The organism is Exiguobacterium sp. S22-S28, assembly GCF_043359615.1.
Classification (GTDB): Bacteria; Bacillota; Bacilli; order Exiguobacteriales; family Exiguobacteriaceae; genus Exiguobacterium_A.
Genome location: NZ_JBHFFC010000026.1, coordinates 361,917 through 381,234, shown reverse-complemented (window position 1 = coordinate 381,234; position 19,318 = coordinate 361,917). Strand labels below are relative to the sequence as shown.

17 protein-coding genes, 1 riboswitch and 1 other annotated feature (1 of these 19 running past the window's edge) are annotated in these 19,318 nt (G+C 49.2%); of the genes, 10 read left to right on the top strand and 7 right to left on the bottom strand.

The window, feature by feature from the left end:
* Window positions 1-158: a binding site (T-box leader), on the top strand (it extends 85 nt beyond the left edge of the window).
* A 52-nt stretch (window positions 159-210) separates the two neighbouring features.
* Genes trpE through trpA form a run of 7 tightly spaced genes read left to right on the top strand, consistent with a single transcriptional unit; the run spans window position 211 to window position 6,506 of the window.
* Entirely contained in the window at window positions 211-1,605 is a 1,395-nt protein-coding gene (trpE, locus tag ACHA8N_RS08570; protein WP_393965443.1) for an anthranilate synthase component I, read from the top strand.
* A complete protein-coding gene (locus ACHA8N_RS08565; protein ID WP_393965442.1) occupies window positions 1,602-2,168 on the top strand; it encodes an anthranilate synthase component II in 567 nt (188 codons plus the stop codon). The genes trpE and ACHA8N_RS08565 overlap by 4 nt, the downstream gene beginning before the upstream one ends.
* 5 nt (window positions 2,169-2,173) lie before the next feature.
* On the top strand, window positions 2,174-3,193 hold the full coding sequence (gene trpD, locus ACHA8N_RS08560) for an anthranilate phosphoribosyltransferase (protein ID WP_026833540.1): 1,020 nt from the start codon (window positions 2,174-2,176) through the stop codon (window positions 3,191-3,193).
* The gene (trpC, locus tag ACHA8N_RS08555; RefSeq protein ID WP_393965441.1) at window positions 3,190-3,966 is read left to right on the top strand and encodes an indole-3-glycerol phosphate synthase TrpC; all 777 of its coding nucleotides are present in this window, start codon (window positions 3,190-3,192) and stop codon (window positions 3,964-3,966) included. Before trpD ends, trpC begins: the two co-directional genes overlap by 4 nt.
* Window positions 3,953-4,531, top strand: coding sequence for a phosphoribosylanthranilate isomerase (locus ACHA8N_RS08550; protein ID WP_393965440.1), 579 nt, complete (start codon window positions 3,953-3,955; stop codon window positions 4,529-4,531). Before trpC ends, ACHA8N_RS08550 begins: the two co-directional genes overlap by 14 nt.
* The gene (trpB, locus tag ACHA8N_RS08545) at window positions 4,528-5,727 is read left to right on the top strand and encodes a tryptophan synthase subunit beta (protein WP_026833537.1); all 1,200 of its coding nucleotides are present in this window, start codon (window positions 4,528-4,530) and stop codon (window positions 5,725-5,727) included. Before ACHA8N_RS08550 ends, trpB begins: the two co-directional genes overlap by 4 nt.
* Window positions 5,727-6,506: a tryptophan synthase subunit alpha gene (gene trpA, locus ACHA8N_RS08540; RefSeq protein WP_393965439.1), complete on the top strand. Its 780-nt coding sequence runs from the start codon at window positions 5,727-5,729 to the stop codon at window positions 6,504-6,506. The genes trpB and trpA overlap by 1 nt, the downstream gene beginning before the upstream one ends.
* 95 nt (window positions 6,507-6,601) lie before the next feature.
* On the opposite strand, the gene ACHA8N_RS08535 is transcribed toward trpA, so the two are convergent.
* The 6 genes from ACHA8N_RS08535 to ACHA8N_RS08510 form a co-directional block, all read right to left on the bottom strand.
* Window positions 6,602-8,590, bottom strand: a complete 1,989-nt coding sequence (locus ACHA8N_RS08535; protein WP_393965438.1) for a penicillin-binding transpeptidase domain-containing protein — start codon at window positions 8,588-8,590, stop codon at window positions 6,602-6,604.
* Window positions 8,591-8,715: 125 nt separating this feature from the next.
* Window positions 8,716-9,432 (bottom strand): peptidoglycan DD-metalloendopeptidase family protein, encoded by a 717-nt coding sequence (locus ACHA8N_RS08530; RefSeq protein WP_147511793.1) that lies wholly within the window; start codon window positions 9,430-9,432, stop codon window positions 8,716-8,718.
* Window positions 9,433-9,758: 326 nt separating this feature from the next.
* The gene (locus ACHA8N_RS08525) at window positions 9,759-10,649 is read right to left on the bottom strand and encodes a diacylglycerol/lipid kinase family protein (protein WP_393965437.1); all 891 of its coding nucleotides are present in this window, start codon (window positions 10,647-10,649) and stop codon (window positions 9,759-9,761) included.
* A 120-nt stretch (window positions 10,650-10,769) separates the two neighbouring features.
* The gene (locus ACHA8N_RS08520) at window positions 10,770-12,245 is read right to left on the bottom strand and encodes an alanine/glycine:cation symporter family protein (protein ID WP_393965436.1); all 1,476 of its coding nucleotides are present in this window, start codon (window positions 12,243-12,245) and stop codon (window positions 10,770-10,772) included.
* 220 nt (window positions 12,246-12,465) lie between these two features.
* Window positions 12,466-14,325, bottom strand: a complete 1,860-nt coding sequence (abc-f, locus tag ACHA8N_RS08515) for a ribosomal protection-like ABC-F family protein (RefSeq protein ID WP_393965435.1) — start codon at window positions 14,323-14,325, stop codon at window positions 12,466-12,468.
* Between the two features lie 278 nt (window positions 14,326-14,603).
* Window positions 14,604-15,485, bottom strand: coding sequence for a DUF1002 domain-containing protein (locus ACHA8N_RS08510; protein WP_026833530.1), 882 nt, complete (start codon window positions 15,483-15,485; stop codon window positions 14,604-14,606).
* 190 nt (window positions 15,486-15,675) lie between these two features.
* A riboswitch (TPP riboswitch) is annotated at window positions 15,676-15,781 on the top strand.
* Between the two features lie 73 nt (window positions 15,782-15,854).
* Here ACHA8N_RS08510 and tenA point away from each other — a divergent pair.
* Window positions 15,855-16,550 (top strand): thiaminase II, encoded by a 696-nt coding sequence (gene tenA, locus ACHA8N_RS08505; protein ID WP_393965434.1) that lies wholly within the window; start codon window positions 15,855-15,857, stop codon window positions 16,548-16,550.
* A gap of 73 nt (window positions 16,551-16,623) precedes the next feature.
* Here tenA and ACHA8N_RS08500 read toward each other — a convergent pair whose 3' ends face one another.
* Window positions 16,624-17,397, bottom strand: coding sequence for a sporulation protein (locus ACHA8N_RS08500; RefSeq protein WP_026833528.1), 774 nt, complete (start codon window positions 17,395-17,397; stop codon window positions 16,624-16,626).
* A 119-nt stretch (window positions 17,398-17,516) separates the two neighbouring features.
* Between ACHA8N_RS08500 and ACHA8N_RS08495 the strand changes: the two genes are divergently transcribed.
* Both ACHA8N_RS08495 and ACHA8N_RS08490 read left to right on the top strand, forming a co-directional pair.
* Window positions 17,517-18,701, top strand: coding sequence for a class I SAM-dependent methyltransferase (locus tag ACHA8N_RS08495; RefSeq protein ID WP_028106733.1), 1,185 nt, complete (start codon window positions 17,517-17,519; stop codon window positions 18,699-18,701).
* Between the two features lie 34 nt (window positions 18,702-18,735).
* Window positions 18,736-19,161 (top strand): BrxA/BrxB family bacilliredoxin, encoded by a 426-nt coding sequence (locus ACHA8N_RS08490; RefSeq protein ID WP_028106732.1) that lies wholly within the window; start codon window positions 18,736-18,738, stop codon window positions 19,159-19,161.
* The last annotated feature ends 157 nt before the right edge of the window (window positions 19,162-19,318 follow it).

Genomic DNA, 19,318 nt, shown 5'->3' with positions numbered 1-19,318 from the left:
TGATGAATGGTCTCATGAGAGCAGGACTGAACGGTAAGTAGGTCATGACGGAAGCCCCCGTTATCTTAGGCTACGATGTCTCGTCAAGACGCATCGGAAGAGAGGGAACAGAGTTTGTTCCAATTGTGAGGTGGCACCGCGAGTCTATCGTCCTCCATACGGCATATTTGCTGTATGGAGGACTTTTTTTATATCAGGAGGCGAAACAGGATGATCGAGACAGAACAATTGATAATGGAACAACTGGAGATGAACGGAGATGAACTGACACCGATTTCGATTTTTTTACATCTCGAAGGGGACCGGAAATGTCTGCTTGAAAGCTCGGCGAGCGCAGACAACGGCCGCTACTCGATCATCGGGGTCAACCCGGTCGAATTGCTTCGGGCGGAAGGGAATCAGGTGACACGGCAAAATCTTCACACACGAGAGACGCATGCGATGACGGGGAACCCCGTTCAACTCTTACAACAAGCAGTCACCCGTCCGGCTACCGAAACAGATTTCCCGTTCCTGAGTGGCGCCATCGGCTATGTCGGTTATGATGCGATTCGCGCCTATGAGAACATCGGTGCCGTGCCGGACAGTGACCGGAACTTGCCGGATGCCTTGCTTGCCGTGTATGACGAAATCATCTTGTATGATCATTTGGAACACCGGGTCCACTTGATCCAGACGTCACTCGGAGGACTGACGGACCGGAAAGAGATGTCCCGGCGACTCCATGAACGTAAAGCACAGCTGGAACGTACCGGTGAACGGACACGGATGGAGCGTCCGCTTGAAAATATCGTCTACCAACCGCAAATCGAAAAAGAGGCGTTTCTTTCGTTGGTTGAACAGGCGAAACAACATATCCGGCAAGGGGATGTGTTCCAACTCGTGTTATCGCAACGACTCGATGCGACTTTCGTCGGCGATCCGTTCCACTTTTACCGGAAACTCCGGCAGGACAACCCGAGTCCGTACCTCTTTTACATCGATTTAGGAGAAGTGATCGTGCTGGGTGCGTCGCCGGAAAGTTTGATTCAAGTCAAAGGACGGCACGTGACGACAAATCCGATTGCCGGAACACGACCGCGTGGAAAAACGAAACAGGCGGATCAAGCACTCGCCAACGAATTGCTACACGATGAAAAAGAACAAGCCGAGCACCGGATGCTCGTCGACTTAGGACGAAATGATTTAGGTCAAGTATGTCAGGTCGGAAGCATCCATGTGTCACGGGAAATGGAGATTGAACGCTTCAAAAATGTCATGCATCTCGTTTCTGTCGTCGAAGGGACACTCGCCGAAGGAAAAACGGGAGCCGATGCGCTCGTCGCCTGCTTACCGGCCGGAACGGTCTCGGGTGCTCCGAAGATTCGTGCGATGCAGTTGATCAATCAATACGAAACGAAAAAACGGGAAGTGTATGCCGGGGCGGTTGGCTATTTTGATGTCAGCGGGAATTTAGACTTTGCTCTGGCGATCCGGACGATGGTCATCCAAGACGGAAAAGCGTACGTTCAAGCTGGAGCGGGTATAGTCTATGATTCCGATCCTGTCCTGGAATTCGAGGAGACCTTGCATAAAGCGAAATCCTTACTGGAGGTTTGGAAATGATTGTACTGATCGATAATTATGATTCCTTTACCTATAACCTGTATCAATACGCTGCGGCGTATGATGAAATACAAGTCATCCGCAATGATGCGATTGAGGTGAGTGCAATTGCCGCATTACATCCGGCAGGCATCATCTTATCACCGGGACCGGGAAACCCGAACGACGCCGGGATATGTCTTGACGTCATCCGGACGTATTCCGGGAAAATTCCGATTCTCGGTGTTTGTCTCGGACATCAAGCCATCGGGCAAGCATTTGGTGGAAGCGTCGTTGAAGCAGCAGAAATCCGCCATGGTAAAACATCGAGCATCCGACAAACGGGACGGTTGTTTGAAGGGTTGCCGGAACAACTGGACGTCATGCGGTATCATTCCTTGATCGTCGAGCGGACCACTTTACCGGACGTCTTGGACATCACCGCCACGACAGAAGACGGAACGATCATGGCGCTTGAACACCGTGACCATCCGACTTACGGGATTCAATTTCACCCGGAATCGATCGGAACACCACTCGGGCAACAGATGATTCAACGATTTATCGAACTGACGAAGGAGTGACAGGAATGAAGGACGTATTGACGAAGTTAACGAATGCCAACCATCTCCGTTATGAAGAAATGCAACAGGCTGCGCGCCAATTGTTTGCGACGGATGTCACGGACAGCGAAATCGCCGCTTTTCTCGTCGCCTTAAAAGCCAAAGGGGAAACCGCAGAAGAATTAGCAGGTCTGGCCTCGATCATGCGTGAAGTCGCACTCGACATTCCGGTGACGGGAACGGATTTCATCGACAACTGCGGTACGGGGGGCGACGGCTCCCAGTCGTTTAACATCAGCACGACGGCTGCATTTGTACTAGCCGGCGCCGGAGCGAAGGTCGCGAAACACGGAAACCGGAGTGTTTCCAGTAAAACCGGCAGTGCCGATGTGCTCGAAGCACTCGGTGTGAAGTTAGATGAGACACCGGAAGAACTGGCGGCATTGCTTGAGACGAACGGGATCGCTTTCTTATTCGCTCAACGGATGCATCCCCGTGTCAAACAAATCATGAAAGTACGCCGCGACTTACGGATTCCAACGATTTTTAATCTGATTGGACCGTTGACGAATCCGGTGCCGCTAAAGACACAGTTACTCGGCATTTATCGGGAAGACTTGCTCGAAACGATGGCCTTGACACTGCATCGACTCGGACGAAAACGTGCGATCGTGCTTCACGGAGCCTGTGGGATGGATGAGGCGTCACTAGCCGGAACGAACCAACTGGTCCTGCTCGACCAAGGCGAATTGATCCGCTTCAGTCTCCATCCGGAGGAAGTGGGTTTATCGGTCGCGCCGATCGAAGCCATCCGCGGCGGAACAGCTGCGGAAAACGCGGACATTCTCTTACGGGTCTTGCAGGGAGAAGCCGGTCCATACCGCGATACGGTGTTACTCAATGCCGGAATCGCCTTGTTCGCTGAAGGACGCGTTCAAACGATTCGGGAAGGAATCGAACGGTCGGCAGAGAGCATCGACTCCGGTCGGGCACTTGAAAAATTACAATACTTGCAACGGATGAAACAAGAGGAGGCAATCGGATGAATATCTTAGACCGTATCATCGATACGAAACGACTGGAAGTCGCACAATTGAAAATGACCGGGGTTCCTTCGGCGGAGCATCGTCCGTTAAATCCATCAATCCATCAATCACTTGGCGGGACCGATTTATCCGTCATCGCGGAAATCAAACGCGCCTCACCGTCAAAAGGCGACATCTCATTAAACGTCGATCCGGTGGCGCAGGCGAAACGGTATGCCGCCAGCGGCGCGACCGTCATCTCGGTCTTGACGGACCAGACGTATTTTAAAGGGAGTATGGAAGATCTGGCAGCCGTCACCGCAGCCGTCGATGTGCCTGTCCTCTGCAAAGATTTTATGGTTGACCGAATTCAAATTGATCTGGCGAAAGCACACGGCGCAAGTTTGATTCTGTTGATTGTCGCGGCACTCGATGATGACACACTACACGATCTGTATGACTATGCTTATGCAAGCGGGCTTGAAGTCTTGGTCGAAGTGCATGATGCGACGGAGCTCGAGCGAGCGGAACGGTTGCAGGCAAAAATCATTGGCATCAACAATCGGAACTTGAAGAAATTCGAAGTAAGTCTCGACACGTCGCTTGCGTTGCTGAAGACGAAGTCACCGGATGTCCGGTATATCAGCGAAAGTGGGATCAAGACGGTCGAGGAAGCGAAAATGTTGCACGCAGCGGGAGCGGATGGGATTTTAATCGGCGAAACCTTGATGCGGGCGGAAGATCCGGCTGATTTCATTCAAGCTGTCAGTGGAGCCAAACATGACACGCATTAAATTTTGTGGGCTGAAACGAATGGAAGATGTGCACTACGCGGTTGACCGGGCCGACTATATCGGGTTTGTCTTTGCACCGAGCAAACGTCAAGTGACACTGGCGGAAGCAGCGACGCTCCGGTCAAAGATTCCCGAAACGATTCAAGTCGTGGGTGTGTTCGTCTCGCCGACGCAACAAGAGATCGAGGAAGCGGTTGAGCAGGTCGGGCTTGACATGATCCAGCTCCACGGACCGGTTGCGGACGAGCTGTACCGCGAGAAACGGGTGCCGATCATTCAGGCGCTCCCGGCGGATGCCATCGATGCGATTCATCCGAAAGCGGATTTTGTCTTGTTTGATGCACCCGAAGCGGGTAGCGGGCAACCGTTTGATTGGACGACGGACTTACAAGCGGATCAACCGATATTCGTCGCAGGTGGTCTGCAGGCGGACAACGTCAAACAAGCGATTGAACGTTATGAACCGTTTGCCGTCGATGTCTCGAGTGGTATTGAAACGAATGGTCAAAAAGATACGAAAAAAATGCAGGCATTTCATGATGCCGTAAAGGAGACTTTTAAATGACACGTTATTCACAACCGGATGCACTGGGACAATACGGAATCTACGGAGGCCGTTATATCCCGGAAACGTTGATGCAAGCCGTCCTTGAGCTCGAACAAGCCTATGCCGAGGTGAAAGAAGATCCGGCATTTCACGAACGGATGAATGATTTACTCGAAAACTACGTCGGTCGCAAAACACCGCTTTATTATGCCGAACATTTGACGCGGGCGATCGGCGGCGCCAAAATTTACCTGAAACGTGAAGATTTGAACCATACCGGCGCACATAAAATCAACAATACGATTGGTCAAGCCCTGCTTGCTGAACGGATGGGGAAACGAAAAATCGTCGCGGAGACCGGTGCAGGACAACACGGTGTGGCGACAGCGACCGTCTGTGCCTTGCTTGATCTCGAATGTGTCATCTTCATGGGTGAAGAAGACATCCGCCGGCAAGAGCTCAACGTCTTCCGGATGGAGTTACTTGGTGCCAAAGTCATTTCTGTAACCCAAGGGAGCCGGACGTTAAAAGACGCTGTCAATGAAGCGTTGCGTTACTGGGTCAAACATGTCGACGATACGCACTACTTGATGGGATCGGTTCTCGGACCACACCCGTTCCCGGAAATTGTCCGTGATTTCCAAGCCATCATCGGTCAAGAGACACGGGCGCAAATCCTTGAAAAAGAGGGCAAGTTACCGGAAGCCATCGTCGCCTGTGTCGGAGGCGGGAGTAACGCGATCGGCATGTTCCATCCATTCATCGATGATGAGGAAGTGGCGTTATACGGCATCGAGGCAGCCGGAAGCGGACTCGACACGGAAAAACACGCCGCTACGATGTCAAAAGGTGAGGTGGGTGTCCTGCACGGATCGATGATGTACCTGTTGCAAGATGATCATGGTCAAGTCACGGAAGCCCATTCGATTTCGGCCGGATTGGATTACCCGGGAGTCGGACCGGAACACAGTCTGTTAAAAGACATCGGTCGTGTTCAGTATGAGGCCGTGACGGACCAACAGGCACTCGATGCCTTGCAACTGCTCTGTCAAAAAGAAGGCATCATTCCGGCACTGGAGTCGGCCCATGCGGTCGCGCAGGCGACGGAACTTGCAAGAGGGATGCAACCGGAAGAAGTCGTTGTCATCTGTCTCTCCGGACGCGGCGATAAAGATGTCATGACCGTCAGAAACGCCTTAAAGGGGGAAGCATGATGCGATTAGAACAAGCGATCCGTACAGTCAACGAACGTGGTGAAAAAGCCTTTATCCCGTATGTCATGGGAGGCGACGGAGGCATCGACCGTTTACCGGACATCTTAGCGTTCCTCGAACGCTCCGGCGCGACAGCGATCGAAGTTGGTGTACCGTTTTCTGATCCGGTCGCCGATGGTCCGGTCATTCAAGAAGCGGGACTCCGGGCGTTGGCACAACAGATCAGTTTGAAGGATGTGCTGGAAGCGATCCGGATTGCGCGTCAGTCGACAAGCGTTCCAATCGTCGTCATGACGTACTTGAACCCGATTTTCCGGTTCGGCATTGATTCGTTTCTCGCAACCTGCCGCGAAGTTGGTGTCGACGGGCTGATCATTCCGGACTTACCACTCGAACAAAGCGATCAGTTTTTTGCCGGTCGCAACAAACAGGACATCGCGCTGGTTCAACTCGTGTCGCTGACAAGTCCGATGGAACGGATTGAAAAAATCGCGACGCACAGTGAAGGATTCCTCTACGCCGTGACGGTCAACGGAACGACAGGGGGACAGACGAACTTCGATGATGCACTCGAGCAACACTTGGCGAACGTGGCACAACTCAGTCCGGTTCCGGTTTTAGCCGGTTTCGGGATCAGTACACCAGCGCACGTCCGTCAATTGAGTGCAAGCGTCGCCGGTGTCATCGTCGGCAGTAAAATCGTCGAATTGCTGCAACAAGGGGATGAAGCGGCAATCGAAAAATTGATGGCGGCCCGGTTACCGGATGTGACGGTATAAGTGGATCAGAAAAATGACGGACTGACATGTCAGTCGTCGGAACAAAAAAGGGTTGCCCGGATGTAATAATCCGGCAACCCTTTTTGAAGTCAGTCTTATTTTTTGGCGTGACTTTTCAAGACGTCGGCGACGAGACCCGATACATACGGGCTGCCCCGGTCTTCTTGCTCGACCGATTCGATCATGATGGCGACGAGCAAATCTTTTTTGTCATCATCGTAGCCGACGAAAAAGCCGTTTTCTTGTCCATTTTCTTCGCCTGCTTTTTTCAGCTCTGCCGTTCCGGTCTTGCCGGCGACTTTCACTTCCGGAATGTCGGCCGGGAGCGGGAAACCGGCATGAACGACGTCATAGAGATTGTCCCGGACCATCGCGGCGTCTTTTGCATCAAGCAGGTCTTTTTTCCAGACTTGCTTGGTTTTTTCATCCGTCAATAATGTCGGTCGGTAGATCGTGCCGTCTGTCAGGAAGATTTCGTACATCGAAGCGAGATGGAGAATGTTCGTCAACATCTGTCCCTGTCCGTAAGACGTGTCCATCAGCTGACCGTCAGAAGCAATCGAGCCGTCGTTTGAAATTTGTGATGCCCGCATCGGATAGGTAAAGGGAATCTTTTCTCCATAGCCCAATGCCTGAAGACCTGACGTAAACGTTTCTTTTCCGAGCTGCTCGAGTGTCGATTTCGCAAAATAGACATTATCCGAGTAAACGAGTGCATTGTGCAGATTAACCGGATCGGGTGTCTCGTGGATTCGGGTGACATTAAAACCGTCGACTTTGGTTTTTAACCCGTCAATCGTATACGCTTGTTCCGGATCAAGCGTTCCGCTCTTTAAGCCGACTGCTGCCGTCAACGGCTTTTGGGTCGAGCCGGGTGCGAAGGCACTCGTAAACCGGTTCAAGAGCGGTTGATCGGGATTGTTTGTCAGCGCATCGAGTCGTGCTTGCGAAATTCCGTTCGTAAATTCGGACGGATCGAAGCCGGGCGAACTAAGAAGAACCCGGGTCTCGCCGGTCCGTGGATCGATTGCAGCTGCAGTCCCCGGATCTTCTTTCATCGCGTTATATGTCTGCTGTTGCAACGTTCCGTCAATTGTCAGTTGGATGTCCTGTCCATCCTTTGCTTCGGTTTCTGCTACGTTAACGATCGAATCATCCGGTTTGATGATTTCGATTCGGGCACCGGACTTGCCGCGCAACGTCTCATCGAGTACTTGTTCGAGTCCCCGTTTTCCGACTTGTTCTCCGGGTTGAATCGTTTCCTTGGATTGTTTGATGTCGTCAGCTGTCGCCGAACCGATGTAGCCGATCAAGTGTGACGTTGCTTTACCGAACGGATACGTGCGGGCTTCCGTTTCTTTGACAGTGACACCATCGACTTGTTTGAGTCGAGTAAGTTGTGAGCTGTCATCCGCTGCAAGTGTCTTCAAGGGGACAAATTGTCCATCCTTGACCCAACTGGCGCCGAGTGCATCTTCGATGGCAGAGACGGGACGGTCGAGCAGTTTGGCAAGTGTCGAGAGATCGTTGACCTGTCCTGCCGTGGCACCGACTTGATAACCGGTACCCGTCGTTGCCAGGGGACGGTTGTTTGAGTCGAGCAGGTCACCGCGTTTTGCTTCGATTGTCGTTAACTGGACCCGGTCCTCTTTCTTGAAATCCTTCAAGACAAACGACGAATCCCAGTTGATGTACCAGTTTTCCGCGTCTCCTTGTTTCTCAAACGTTAACGGGACTTGTTTTTCATAAGAGACTGGTCCTGCCGTCGTCTCGAAGGAGATTTCGACAGGGAGAGCGGCCTTGTCTTGATCATCGTTTTCTGGTGACTTCAGGCGTTTGACGGACAATTCTTTGATGTCCAACGAGTCGGTTAATTTTTTGGTTCGTTCAATGAACTCTTTTTTACCGTATGTTTGTTTCGTTTGTTCACTGGTGTAATCGGCATACATCTTGTCATAATCTTGTTTCTCCCATAATTTAATATAGGCATCTAGTCGTTCTTCAGGGGTCGGTTGATCCTGGCAACCAGCAAGGATCGTCAGCGCGAAGCTGGTCGAAAGGATAAGCGGGAGCGTCTTCTTCAAGGGAAATCCTCCTTTTACGATAAGTATGTCTTACAACCGTATCATGCTTTACGCAGGATTTCATCTCGAACGAACGACAAAAAAATCACGCGAAGACAAAGCTTCGCGTGAGGAAAGTTCCGTTCTTAATTAAAGTAGTTCAGCGGGTTGACGCTGTTCGCAGCAGATGAAGCACTGTAGACGTAGTTTCCACGGTGCATTTCGAAATGCAGGTGTGACCCGAATGAGTTACCGGTGTTGCCGATGTTACCGATGCGTGAACCTTTGGCGATCGTTTGACCAACAGACACTGCACGGCTGCTTAAGTGAGCGTAAACTGTCGTATACGAAAGACCGTTTACGGTATGTTTCATCATGATATGGTTGCCGTACGCGCCGTAGTAACGTGATGTGATGACTGTTCCGGAAGCCGATGCGTAAACCGGTGTTCCCGTTGGAGCCGCGATATCGATGCCATTATGGAACGTATAGCCATAAACACCGCTGGCTGCACCGTACCCTTGAGCAATCCGACCACTGGCCGGCCGTGAAAAACCACTTGATGCTTTTGATGATGTCGTGACACTGTATTTTTTAGCATATGTAGATGAGATATAACGGGATGCACCGTTATAAGAAATTTTTGTCCAAGATCCGGAAACACCAAGATAATTAAAAGTTTGACCGGAATTGACACTACCGACGACTTTATATGCAGTCGACGGACCGGTCCGGACACGCAAACCGTCTGCTGTTACTTTTACTTTGTATGTTGTTGCTGCTTCGACCTTTTCTGTACCCGTTGTAGCAAAACCTGAAACCATCAGAGCTGTCATTGTCATAGTTGTAATCATGCGTTTCATGTAGAAGTTCCCCCTAGTGTGTGAAAGACGACGGACGATTAATGTAAGGGAGAATTCCCTTTCAAAGTTGTAAGGTATGAAGCATATGTATGTAAACTGTATAAATATTTTCTTACTAGAATGATTATAGCATCGTAAATAACACAGAAATATTTCAGTTTTGTTGCAAGATTATAGTTATATAACATATATTGTAATGGATAATTTTGCATTTTTTAATTGAATAAATAATTTGTTAAATAGAAAAAAAGTATTGTTTTTTAATAAAACAACAAAAAACGTAACGATGTGAATGAGACATCGTCACGTTTGATAGAGTATAAACATCAACTGGAAACAGGTGCAAAGACCGTCAAATGTTGGGGCAAAACCTGAACGGTGACTGGAAGATGACCAGCTGTATCTCCATCCGCGTTGATGGGAAGTCGTTCTTTCGAATCGATATGGACTTGAGATGTCGTAAAGTATTCGACTTGATCGGCATCGGAGATGTTTCCAGTCAAGAGTTTTGGCAAGGCTTGTAACGCATCGAAGAAACCAAGCTGTTTGACGATGAACACATGCAACAGTCCGTCATCAACGCGGGCGTCCTTGGCGAACGATTCGAAACCGCCAACCGAATTGGTCAAGGAGATAATCAGAAGCGGCGTTTCACCGTCAAACGATTTTTCCTCGGCTGTCAATTGGATCGGGTAAGGGCTGTGGTCTTTAAACGCTTTTAATCCTTCAATGAAGTAAGCGACAGAACCGAGGGACGTTTTTTGCTCGACACTCACTTCCTCGACCGCTTCGGCGATTAAGCCGACAGCAATGACATTCATGAAGTAGTGATCGTCATACTTGCCGATGTCGAGTGGACGGGAAGGGGCGTCTTCCAAAACGCGGATCGCCTCTTCTGCATCTGTCGGAATATTTAAAGCACGGGCCAAATCGTTTACCGTGCCGAGTGGAACGATTCCAAGTGTCGGCCGATGATCTTGTTCGGCAATCCCGGTGATGACTTCATTGACCGTCCCGTCTCCTCCCATGGCGACGACGGCATCGTACTGTTTACTTGCCGCTTCTTTCGCGAATTCTGTTGCATCGCGTTCTTTTTCCGTAAAGCGAACATCAACTTCCGTAAAACGTTGCGTTAACGTTCCTTCTGCGAGTTCGGCATGTTTTTTGCCAAGTTCTTTACCGGATGACGGATTGATGATGAGCATGACTTTTGACACAGATGATTCCTCCTTTGATTCTACCTGTTCCTATTTTCCCAAGATTTCGTAAACGTAATCCTGGACAGAAAAAAACCTTGGACATTACGGAAGACGTAACGTCCAAGGCGAGACATACAATTAGCGACGCGCGATCGGAGGCGGTGATGCTTCCCCTGCTGCAGGACGGACGGCTTCTTCTTCATCCCAACACTCTGTGTTTTCAATGCCGAGTGCTTTTGCCGAGAAGACCGGATCAAGTCCTTTTTTCCGTTGTTCCTGATAATCGTTGATGACTTTGAGGGCGATGCCGCCTAAGAGCGAGATTGCTGTCAAGTTGATTAAGGTCATACCGGCCATGAAGAGGTCGGCGAAACTCCATACCATACCGAGGCTTAAGACAGAACCGATGAAGACGAAAGCCATCGTTGCGATTCGGAATCCGAACACAGCGGCTGGACTCTTTTTGATGAATTCGATGTTCGTTTCACCGTAGTAGTAACTGCCGACGATTGAACTGAAAGCGAATAAGAAGACACAGATTGCGATGAAGGCAGGAGCGATGGCACCCAGTTGTTCACCTAATGCGTTCTGTAACATCGCGATTCCTTCGCCGTTACCTGTCGCATAACTGTCACTGAGAAGAACGATGGCAGCAGTTGCCGTACAGACGATCAACGTATCAAGGAAAACACCGAGTGTCTGCAAGAAACCTTGTTTTGCAGGGTGGGAGACTTCCGCAGCAGCAGCTGCGTTTGGTGCAGATCCCATACCGGCTTCGTTTGAGAACAGACCACGTTTTACTCCGAGTGAGATGGCAGCTCCGACGGATCCGCCAAATGCTTGTTCAATTCCGAACGCGCTCTTGAAGATCATCGCGAAGACGCCAGGAAGTTCCGTGAGATTCGTGACGACGACGAAGAGAGCGGCGATTAAATAAAGACCTGCCATGACAGGAACGACGATGGCTGAGAATTTCGCGACGCGGTGAACACCACCGAAGATGACGAGTCCTGTCAAGACGACCAAGATACCACCGATGACAGCTTTGTTGATTCCGAACGCATTATCAAAGGCTGCGGCGATTGTGTTCGATTGAACCGAGTTGAAGATCAAACCGAATGTGACGGCGATTAAAATCGCGAAGACGATTCCAAGGGCACGGTTTTTTAGTCCTTTTTCAATGTAGTAGGCTGGACCTCCGCGGTAAGCATTGTTTTTTGCATCGCGGACTTTATAGACTTGAGCCAGTGTACTTTCGATTAAGGCAGTAGCACCTCCGAGTAAAGCGACCATCCACATCCAGAAGACGGCACCTGCACCACCAAGCGTGATGGCGATGGTAACACCAGCCAGGTTACCGGTTCCGATTCGTGTAGCGGCACCGATGAAGAACGATTGAAGCGATGTAATGCTTTCTCCTCCATCATCTGTCGTTTTTTCATTTTTATCGAGCGTCACTCGGAACATTTCTTTTAAGTACCGGAACTGAATGAACTTCGTCCGAATCGTGAAATAGATGCCGACCCCGATCAGTGCTGCGATTAAGATATAAGACCATAAGATGTTGTTGGCAAAATCGACTCCTGATTGTATTGCTTGCTGAAAGGCATCCATTTGAAAAATTCCTCCTAAAGTTTTGTAGTAGTAAAAATAGTTATACGTTGAATTATACGAATTTTCAGATAATATGCAAGATAAATTTTAAAACTTTTTTTCAAAAATTAACACGGTTAACTATTTAGAATGTAGAAAATTAGGTCTGTTTTTGAAAAATAAAAGAGACCTGCCGACGAAATCGACAGGTCTTAACATCACATCATTTAGGAGGAATGACTCATTCCGAAGCTAAAAATTGTTCGTATTGTGCATCGAGCTGTTGGACAAGTTGTTCACGAACAGAAAAAAGTTTCATCAACTCTTCATAATCCGTCGTTTTAGCAAGTTGCCGATCAAGCATCGTCAGTTCCTGTTCCAATCGTTCGATCGTCTCTTCTACGTGACGTGTTGTCTGTACTGGAAGAGAAGGAGAAGATCGTTTTTTGGCGGAAACGACGTTCTTCGGTATTTTGGCGACAGGGGGCTGTGTTTGCCGTTTGGTTGACGCATAGGCATAAGGACCGGGAAACAGTTCCATCGTCTGATCGAGCCAAAGAGTCTTCGTGAACAGCCGGTTCAAGAAATAGCGGTCGTGCGAAACGGCGATCAACGTTCCGTCAAATGATTCGAGTGCTTCTTCGAGCGCATCACGTGATTCGATGTCGAGATGATTGGTCGGCTCATCCAAAATCAGTACGTTCAAATCGGAGTGGACCAGAACCGCAAGCATCAGTCGCATACGTTCACCACCACTTAACGCCTCGACCGGTAAGAAGACCCGGGGTCCAAAAAACAAGAACTGGGCGAGACGCTGTCGCGCCGTTCCTTCATCGAGATCAACGGTCGCGCGAAAAACGTCGATCAGACGTTCACCGGGCGGGAAGTCAATACGTTGCGACAGGTAGCCGATTTTCACTGACGGTCCACGCGTAATCAGACCACTTGTCGGCTCGAGATGGCCTAACAGGAGATGCAATAGTGTGGATTTTCCGCTGCCGTTTGCGCCGACGATGGCGATTCGATCTTTTGCCGAAATCTCAAAGTTTAATGAATGAAACAACGGTTGCTCGGAGAAGGCGATGCTGACATTCTCGACGCGGTAAACCATCCGGCTCGTTTTTCCATGTGCTGCAAACGCAAGATCGGGGGTTTCGGCGTCAAGCTTCGGGCGTTTAATCCGTTCGATCCGTGCAAGTGCCCGTTCCATCGATTTTGCTTTTCGAAACAGTTTTTCGCTTGGTGGTGACGCTTCGTTTGCCCATTGCCGCAGACGGCGGATCGCTTCCTTCATCTGCTTGATCTTTTTCTGTTGTTCCTGATAAGCATGGAATTGTTCAAGTAGAAGGCGTTCTTTTTCCTTCACGTAAAACGTGTAATTTCCCTGATACAGCTGAATCTGACCTTCCTCCAGTTCAGCGATGCGCGTCACGACCGCATCAAGAAACACACGATCGTGGGAGACGATCAGGACAGCCCCGGCATAATCGGCTAAAAAGGATTCCAGCCACTCGACGGCGTCTAAATCCAGATGGTTCGTCGGTTCGTCGAGGATCAACAATTCCGGCTCGGTCAACAACATCCGTCCGAGGCAGATTTTTGTCTGTTCGCCGCCGCTGAGCTGCTCAAACGGACGGTCCAAAAGGGCGTGCAACTGCAAGCCGTTAATCATCCGGTCGATTTTGGAATCCAGCAAATACCCGCCTTGGCGTTCAAAAGCTTCCGTCTCTTGCGTGTAGCGTTCGAGCAACTGTTCGATCTGATCCGTTTTTGTCGCCATGTCCCGTTCGGTTTGTTGCAGGGAGCGTTGTAAATCGACAAGCGTGGCGAAGGCAGTCCACAGGACATCACGCCCCGTCATTACGTGGTCGAACACGGGAAGTTGTGCCAAATAACCGATGGAGAGCCCACTTTTTTGATAAATCGTTCCGCTGTCTTCGGAATCAAGGCGGGCAATCAAACGTAAGAGCGTCGTTTTACCGCTTCCGTTTCGGCCGATCAAGCCGATCCGGTCTTGGTGCTCGATAAAGAGGGAGACGTCCGTTAAGATATCGTCGCCTCCGAATTGTTTTGTCAGGTGTTGGATGTCGCAGATCATCATATGAAATGTCCTCTCTGGCGCATCAAAAAAAGGAGAGCGCAAACAGCACTCTCCTTGACTCGTGGAAGATGCGCTTTGCTTTATTTTTCAGGTATTGGGTTCGTTAAAAAAGGGCAGACTAGTCCCTTAGAACGCCATTCCATGAAAAATCGCGCGCAACAGATACAGTTGTTCCATCAACCAATGCTTACACGCAGCAAAACCCATGTCTCCACACCACCTTTTCCGATTCAATACATCTATTTTACCATGCCTGACAGAAAAGAAAACGTTAATCTTTATTTGAACAAGCCGGCAATCGAGTTGAAGAACGCACTGAGACCATCAAACAACTTCGCAAAAAATCCTTTTGTCTCTTCTGAAGTCGCAAAGGCCTGGATATCTTGTCCGGCATCTTTTAGACCACTCTCGATTTGACCCCAGTTCAGGTCCGCTTGTTCCATTTGATTAAACAGGCCGGTCAACCGGTCCATCTGAGCATCGGATAAATTGATGTTATTGTTTTGGATGACTTGGACGATGACGTTTTCAATCTCCACCTTCGTTTCCGGTTGTTGTTTCGCGATTTCCGCTTTGATTTCATTCATCAAGTCGGCGACCTTATCCGTCCCGACCGTTTTCCCGACATCGGATGTTACAGAGAGTTCTTGCTGGGCAAGGTCTTTTCGTTCATCCGTCAGTTTGATGCCGGTCTCGGCAGATGTTTGATCGTACGCTTTCATGATCCCGGTCAAAGCCGAAGTTCCGGTTACCTTATAAGGGGACGTGATCGTAATGTCCGCATCCGTTACACCCGCCGTGACAAGGGCGTTGAGGTACATGTCTTTTGTGACCCAGGTGATGTTTTCGGTCGCGACAGATAATCCATCGCCTTTTTCCGCCAACTCAATTTTAGCGGAAGAGTACATGCCGCCGCCCCGTTGTGATTGGGGAATGTTTTTCCCGAGATATTTTTCTTCATCGGCAGATGTTGCGATAATCGGGGTGATACCTTCCGGTGCATTCAAGCGGGACAAGACCCACGATTTATCCTTTGCCCCAAGGGATTCGCCAAGGGTGACGATTGTTTTGTCGACCACTTGTTCAGCAGATGCGGCCGTCGGTAGCAGTAAAGTAGTAGCAAGTAAAGCAGATGCCGTCCATGTGATTGTTTTATTCATAAAAGTTCCTCCATAAGTTAAGTATCAGGTACTAAATTTAGTCTAATCGACCGGCGACAGAAGAGAATCGGTCTCAAGGACGAGCCGTCATCCACCTTCCGTCATGTTCCATTGTACAAAAAAAATGAGCGAAATGACGAGAAAGGGTCAATTCCACATCAAATCATGATAAACTCAAAACAAATCAAATAGCGACCACTAGGGGAGTCAGTAGGCTGACTGAGACGACGAAGACGTTCGGACCCTTTGAACCTGATTAAGTTTGGACTTACGGAGGGAAGTGGCGTGGACGATCCTCTTTTTATGGTCTTTTCACGTCATGCCTGACATCGGGTGTGGCGTTTTTTGATTAACAAAGGGGGAAACGACATGACATTCAGTGAAGAAATCCGGCAAGCGGCACAACAGTATTGGGACAGCAGCTTTAGCCATCCGTTCGTCACAGGGATCGGAGACGGCACTTTGCCGCTAGCGAAGTTCCGTCATTACGTCCTGCAAGACGCCTATTACTTAAAACATTTTGCGAAAATCCAGGCCCGTGCTGCTTCGAAAGCCGATGATTTTGCGACGATTGCTGAACTGGCGGAGCATGCGACATCGACGTATGCTGCAGAACTCAGTCTGCACCAATCGTTTTTTGAACCGCTTGGGATCTCAAGCGAGACGCTGGCTGAGTTCGAACCGGCACCAACGGCTTATGCTTATGTGTCGCACATGCATCATGCGAGTGAAGGGACACTGGGGGAGACGATTGCTGCCATTTTACCGTGTTACTGGCTTTACTATGAAGTCGGACAGCAGTTACAAGGCTGTACGCCGGATTCTCCAATCTATGCGCAATGGATTGCGACATACAGTTCCGAATGGTTTGAACGGGTCGTATTTGAACAAGTTGATCGTCTGAATGATTTGGCGGAGCGGGCAAGTGCCGAAGAAAGGGAACGGATGAAACAACATTTTGTCAAAAGTTGTTATTATGAATTGATGTTTTGGCAGATGGGCTGGACGGAAGAGACGTTTGAAAAGCAGTACATGCAGACGATGAAAATCACATCATCCAAGTAAGGAAAAACGTTTAAATCAACAAACACCGGGTCCGACGACAATCGGATCCGGTGTTTGTTGTCTAAAAAATAACTCAGCTGTGTCGTTCAATCAAATCCGCCAGACGTTGTTTGACGGCAGTCGGATTGGTTAAATCCTGATTGGATAACGAAAGTTTTGTCATCGTCTCGTCCGTACCGGCCATTTCACTGAACAGTGAACCAAGGCTGTGGGCACGGCGGTCGATCTGGACGACGATGTCGATGCCGGACCGGTCTTGTAACAGGATGACTTCGATTTCGTCCAGTTTATGGGCATAATGGGTGCCACGTGCTGAATACTCGAGTTCTTGCGCGATCGGCAAATCTTTCCGGAAGCGGCCCGGTAATTTCTCTGTATCGGCTTTCTTTAAGCGGAATCCGAGGTCTTCCATCGCTTCAAGGATGACCGATTGGTAGTCATTAGCTTTGACGACGACAGCATCATGGTCAGAAGGGTCAACCGCCTGCGCGATATCAAGACCCGTCTCGATCCATGACTTCGATTGGCTGACAGAGAGCGGCGTATTGAACGGTACTTGGAGCGTGAACGGAATTTCGCGTTCGACACCTGCCTCGATCGTAAACGGGGCTTCGTTTAACGCAAACCGATCCAGTGTGAATGTCGTGAATGCCGTACTGTCGCCGACTTCTTGTTTGTATTGGGTATTAAAGGCGAGATAAATCCGGGCGATTTCCTGATCGACGCTTCCGCCTTTGATGTGGACGACGCCCGTGATCGTTCCACCGGGTTCACAGTGATCTTGTTCGAGTCGTGTATCGACCGTTGCGGCACCGATGCCAATTTGTGAAAGAATTTTTTTGAACATGTTGTTTTCCTCCTAAAAAATGAAGTATGAGCACTGAACGATAAAGCTTGCTTGCTTGTCGAACGCGGGTGAATTTGCTACAGTTTCGAAAGACCAAACAAAAAAGGACGGGACGATACGTGGAACTAGACCAATTAAAAGACCTGCTTATCAAAAAACTACAGGCAACTTCACTCATACACGCGACGATTAGCGGTCCGCGCCAAAAATCAAACGATCTGCGTCGAATCAAGTTAAAACCGATTCTACTTAGAGATACGTATGCAATCCAGTTAGAGTTTCAACATGAACGGATTATTAAGCATGAGAATTTAAGTATAGAAGAATTTATTTTGCGAATGGACGATTATTTTAATGAATTTCGTCAATTTTTATTCCGTTTCGAGACGGAAGAACTTCAATTCCAACTGTCGAAGAAGATGAAAGTCTCGCTGAAGACGACGGTTAAAGAACCGGTGCAGGCCGAATTGTCGCATAACCGGAAAAAGAGTCATCTGCTCGAAGACGGCATTCCGGTTCCTTTCCTGATTCGGCTTGGTGTCATGACGGAAGACGGACAAGTCAAACGGCAAAAATACGACAAGTTCAAACAGATTAATCGATTCCTGGAATTCGTCGAAGACAGTATCGCGGTTTTGCCAAAAGGACGGACGTTACGGATTTTAGATTTTGGATGCGGGAAGTCGTATCTGACATTCGCTTTGTATCATTATCTGAAAGTCGTCAAAGGGTTTGATTTAAACATCACCGGTCTTGATCTCAAAAAAGAAGTCATCGAAGAGTGTACGGCGATTGCCGCCGATCTTGGATATGACGATTTGACGTTCCGAGTCGGCGATGTCCATGATTACGATCAGGAAACAGAAGTCGATTTGATGGTGACACTGCATGCCTGTGACGTCGCCACCGACGTCGCCCTCGCTCGGGCAGTCGATTGGAATGCCTCAGTCATTCTCAGTGTCCCGTGTTGTCAAAAGGAACTGAACCGTCAGCTGGATTGTTCACCGCTCGACGTGATGCTCCAGCACGGCTTGATCAAGGAAAAGTTCGCCTCACTCGCAACGGATTCGATCCGTGCCGAGTTGTTGTCACTCGTCGGCTACGATACGCAGCTACTTGAGTTCATCGATCTGGAACATACACCAAAAAACGTGTTGATTCGAGCTTATAAAAGTCAAAAACAACCGACTGACGAAAAGATTGAGCGTTACGTGGCATTCCGAGATCTCTTGCAGGCAAAACCGTTTTTAGAACGTGAATTGAGCGGCAGACTTGGACAGATTTCATCGAAACTCGTACAATAAAGAAGACAACGATTTTAAAGGGGGAACAAATACAATGGATTTCCAAATGTATTTTGAAGATGTAGTTCAGACGGCACGTAAAGAAGCGGCAGCAGCCGGCTTTGAAGAACTAACGACGGTCGAGAGTGTCGATGAGGCGATGAAACGTGAGGGACTGACACTTGTCCTCGTCAACTCGGTTTGTGGATGTGCCGGCGGCATCGCGCGTCCGGCAGCCGCTTACATCAACCGGATGGAAGGCGTCAAACCGGATCATTTCGTCACGGTATTCGCAGGACAAGACCGGGAAGCAACAGACCGGGCACGTGAATACTTCGAAGGGTATCCGCCGTCATCACCATCATTCGCATTGATGCAAGACGGAAACATCTTGTCGATGGTCGAACGATTCGACATCGAATCCTTCTCGGCGGAAGAAGTCGTCGAGAAATTAGAATCACTGATTGAAATCTACGCCTAATCCGTAATGAAGAAGGGACCGACTCGACTGTCGGTCTCTTTTTTTTGCTCGGATAGATTTTAATCAGACCAGAAAGAGCTGTCTAAAAATAAATGTAAGCGTTAACAAAAAAGGTTGGTTAATCAAAAATGATGAATAAAAAAGAATTTTATGCATT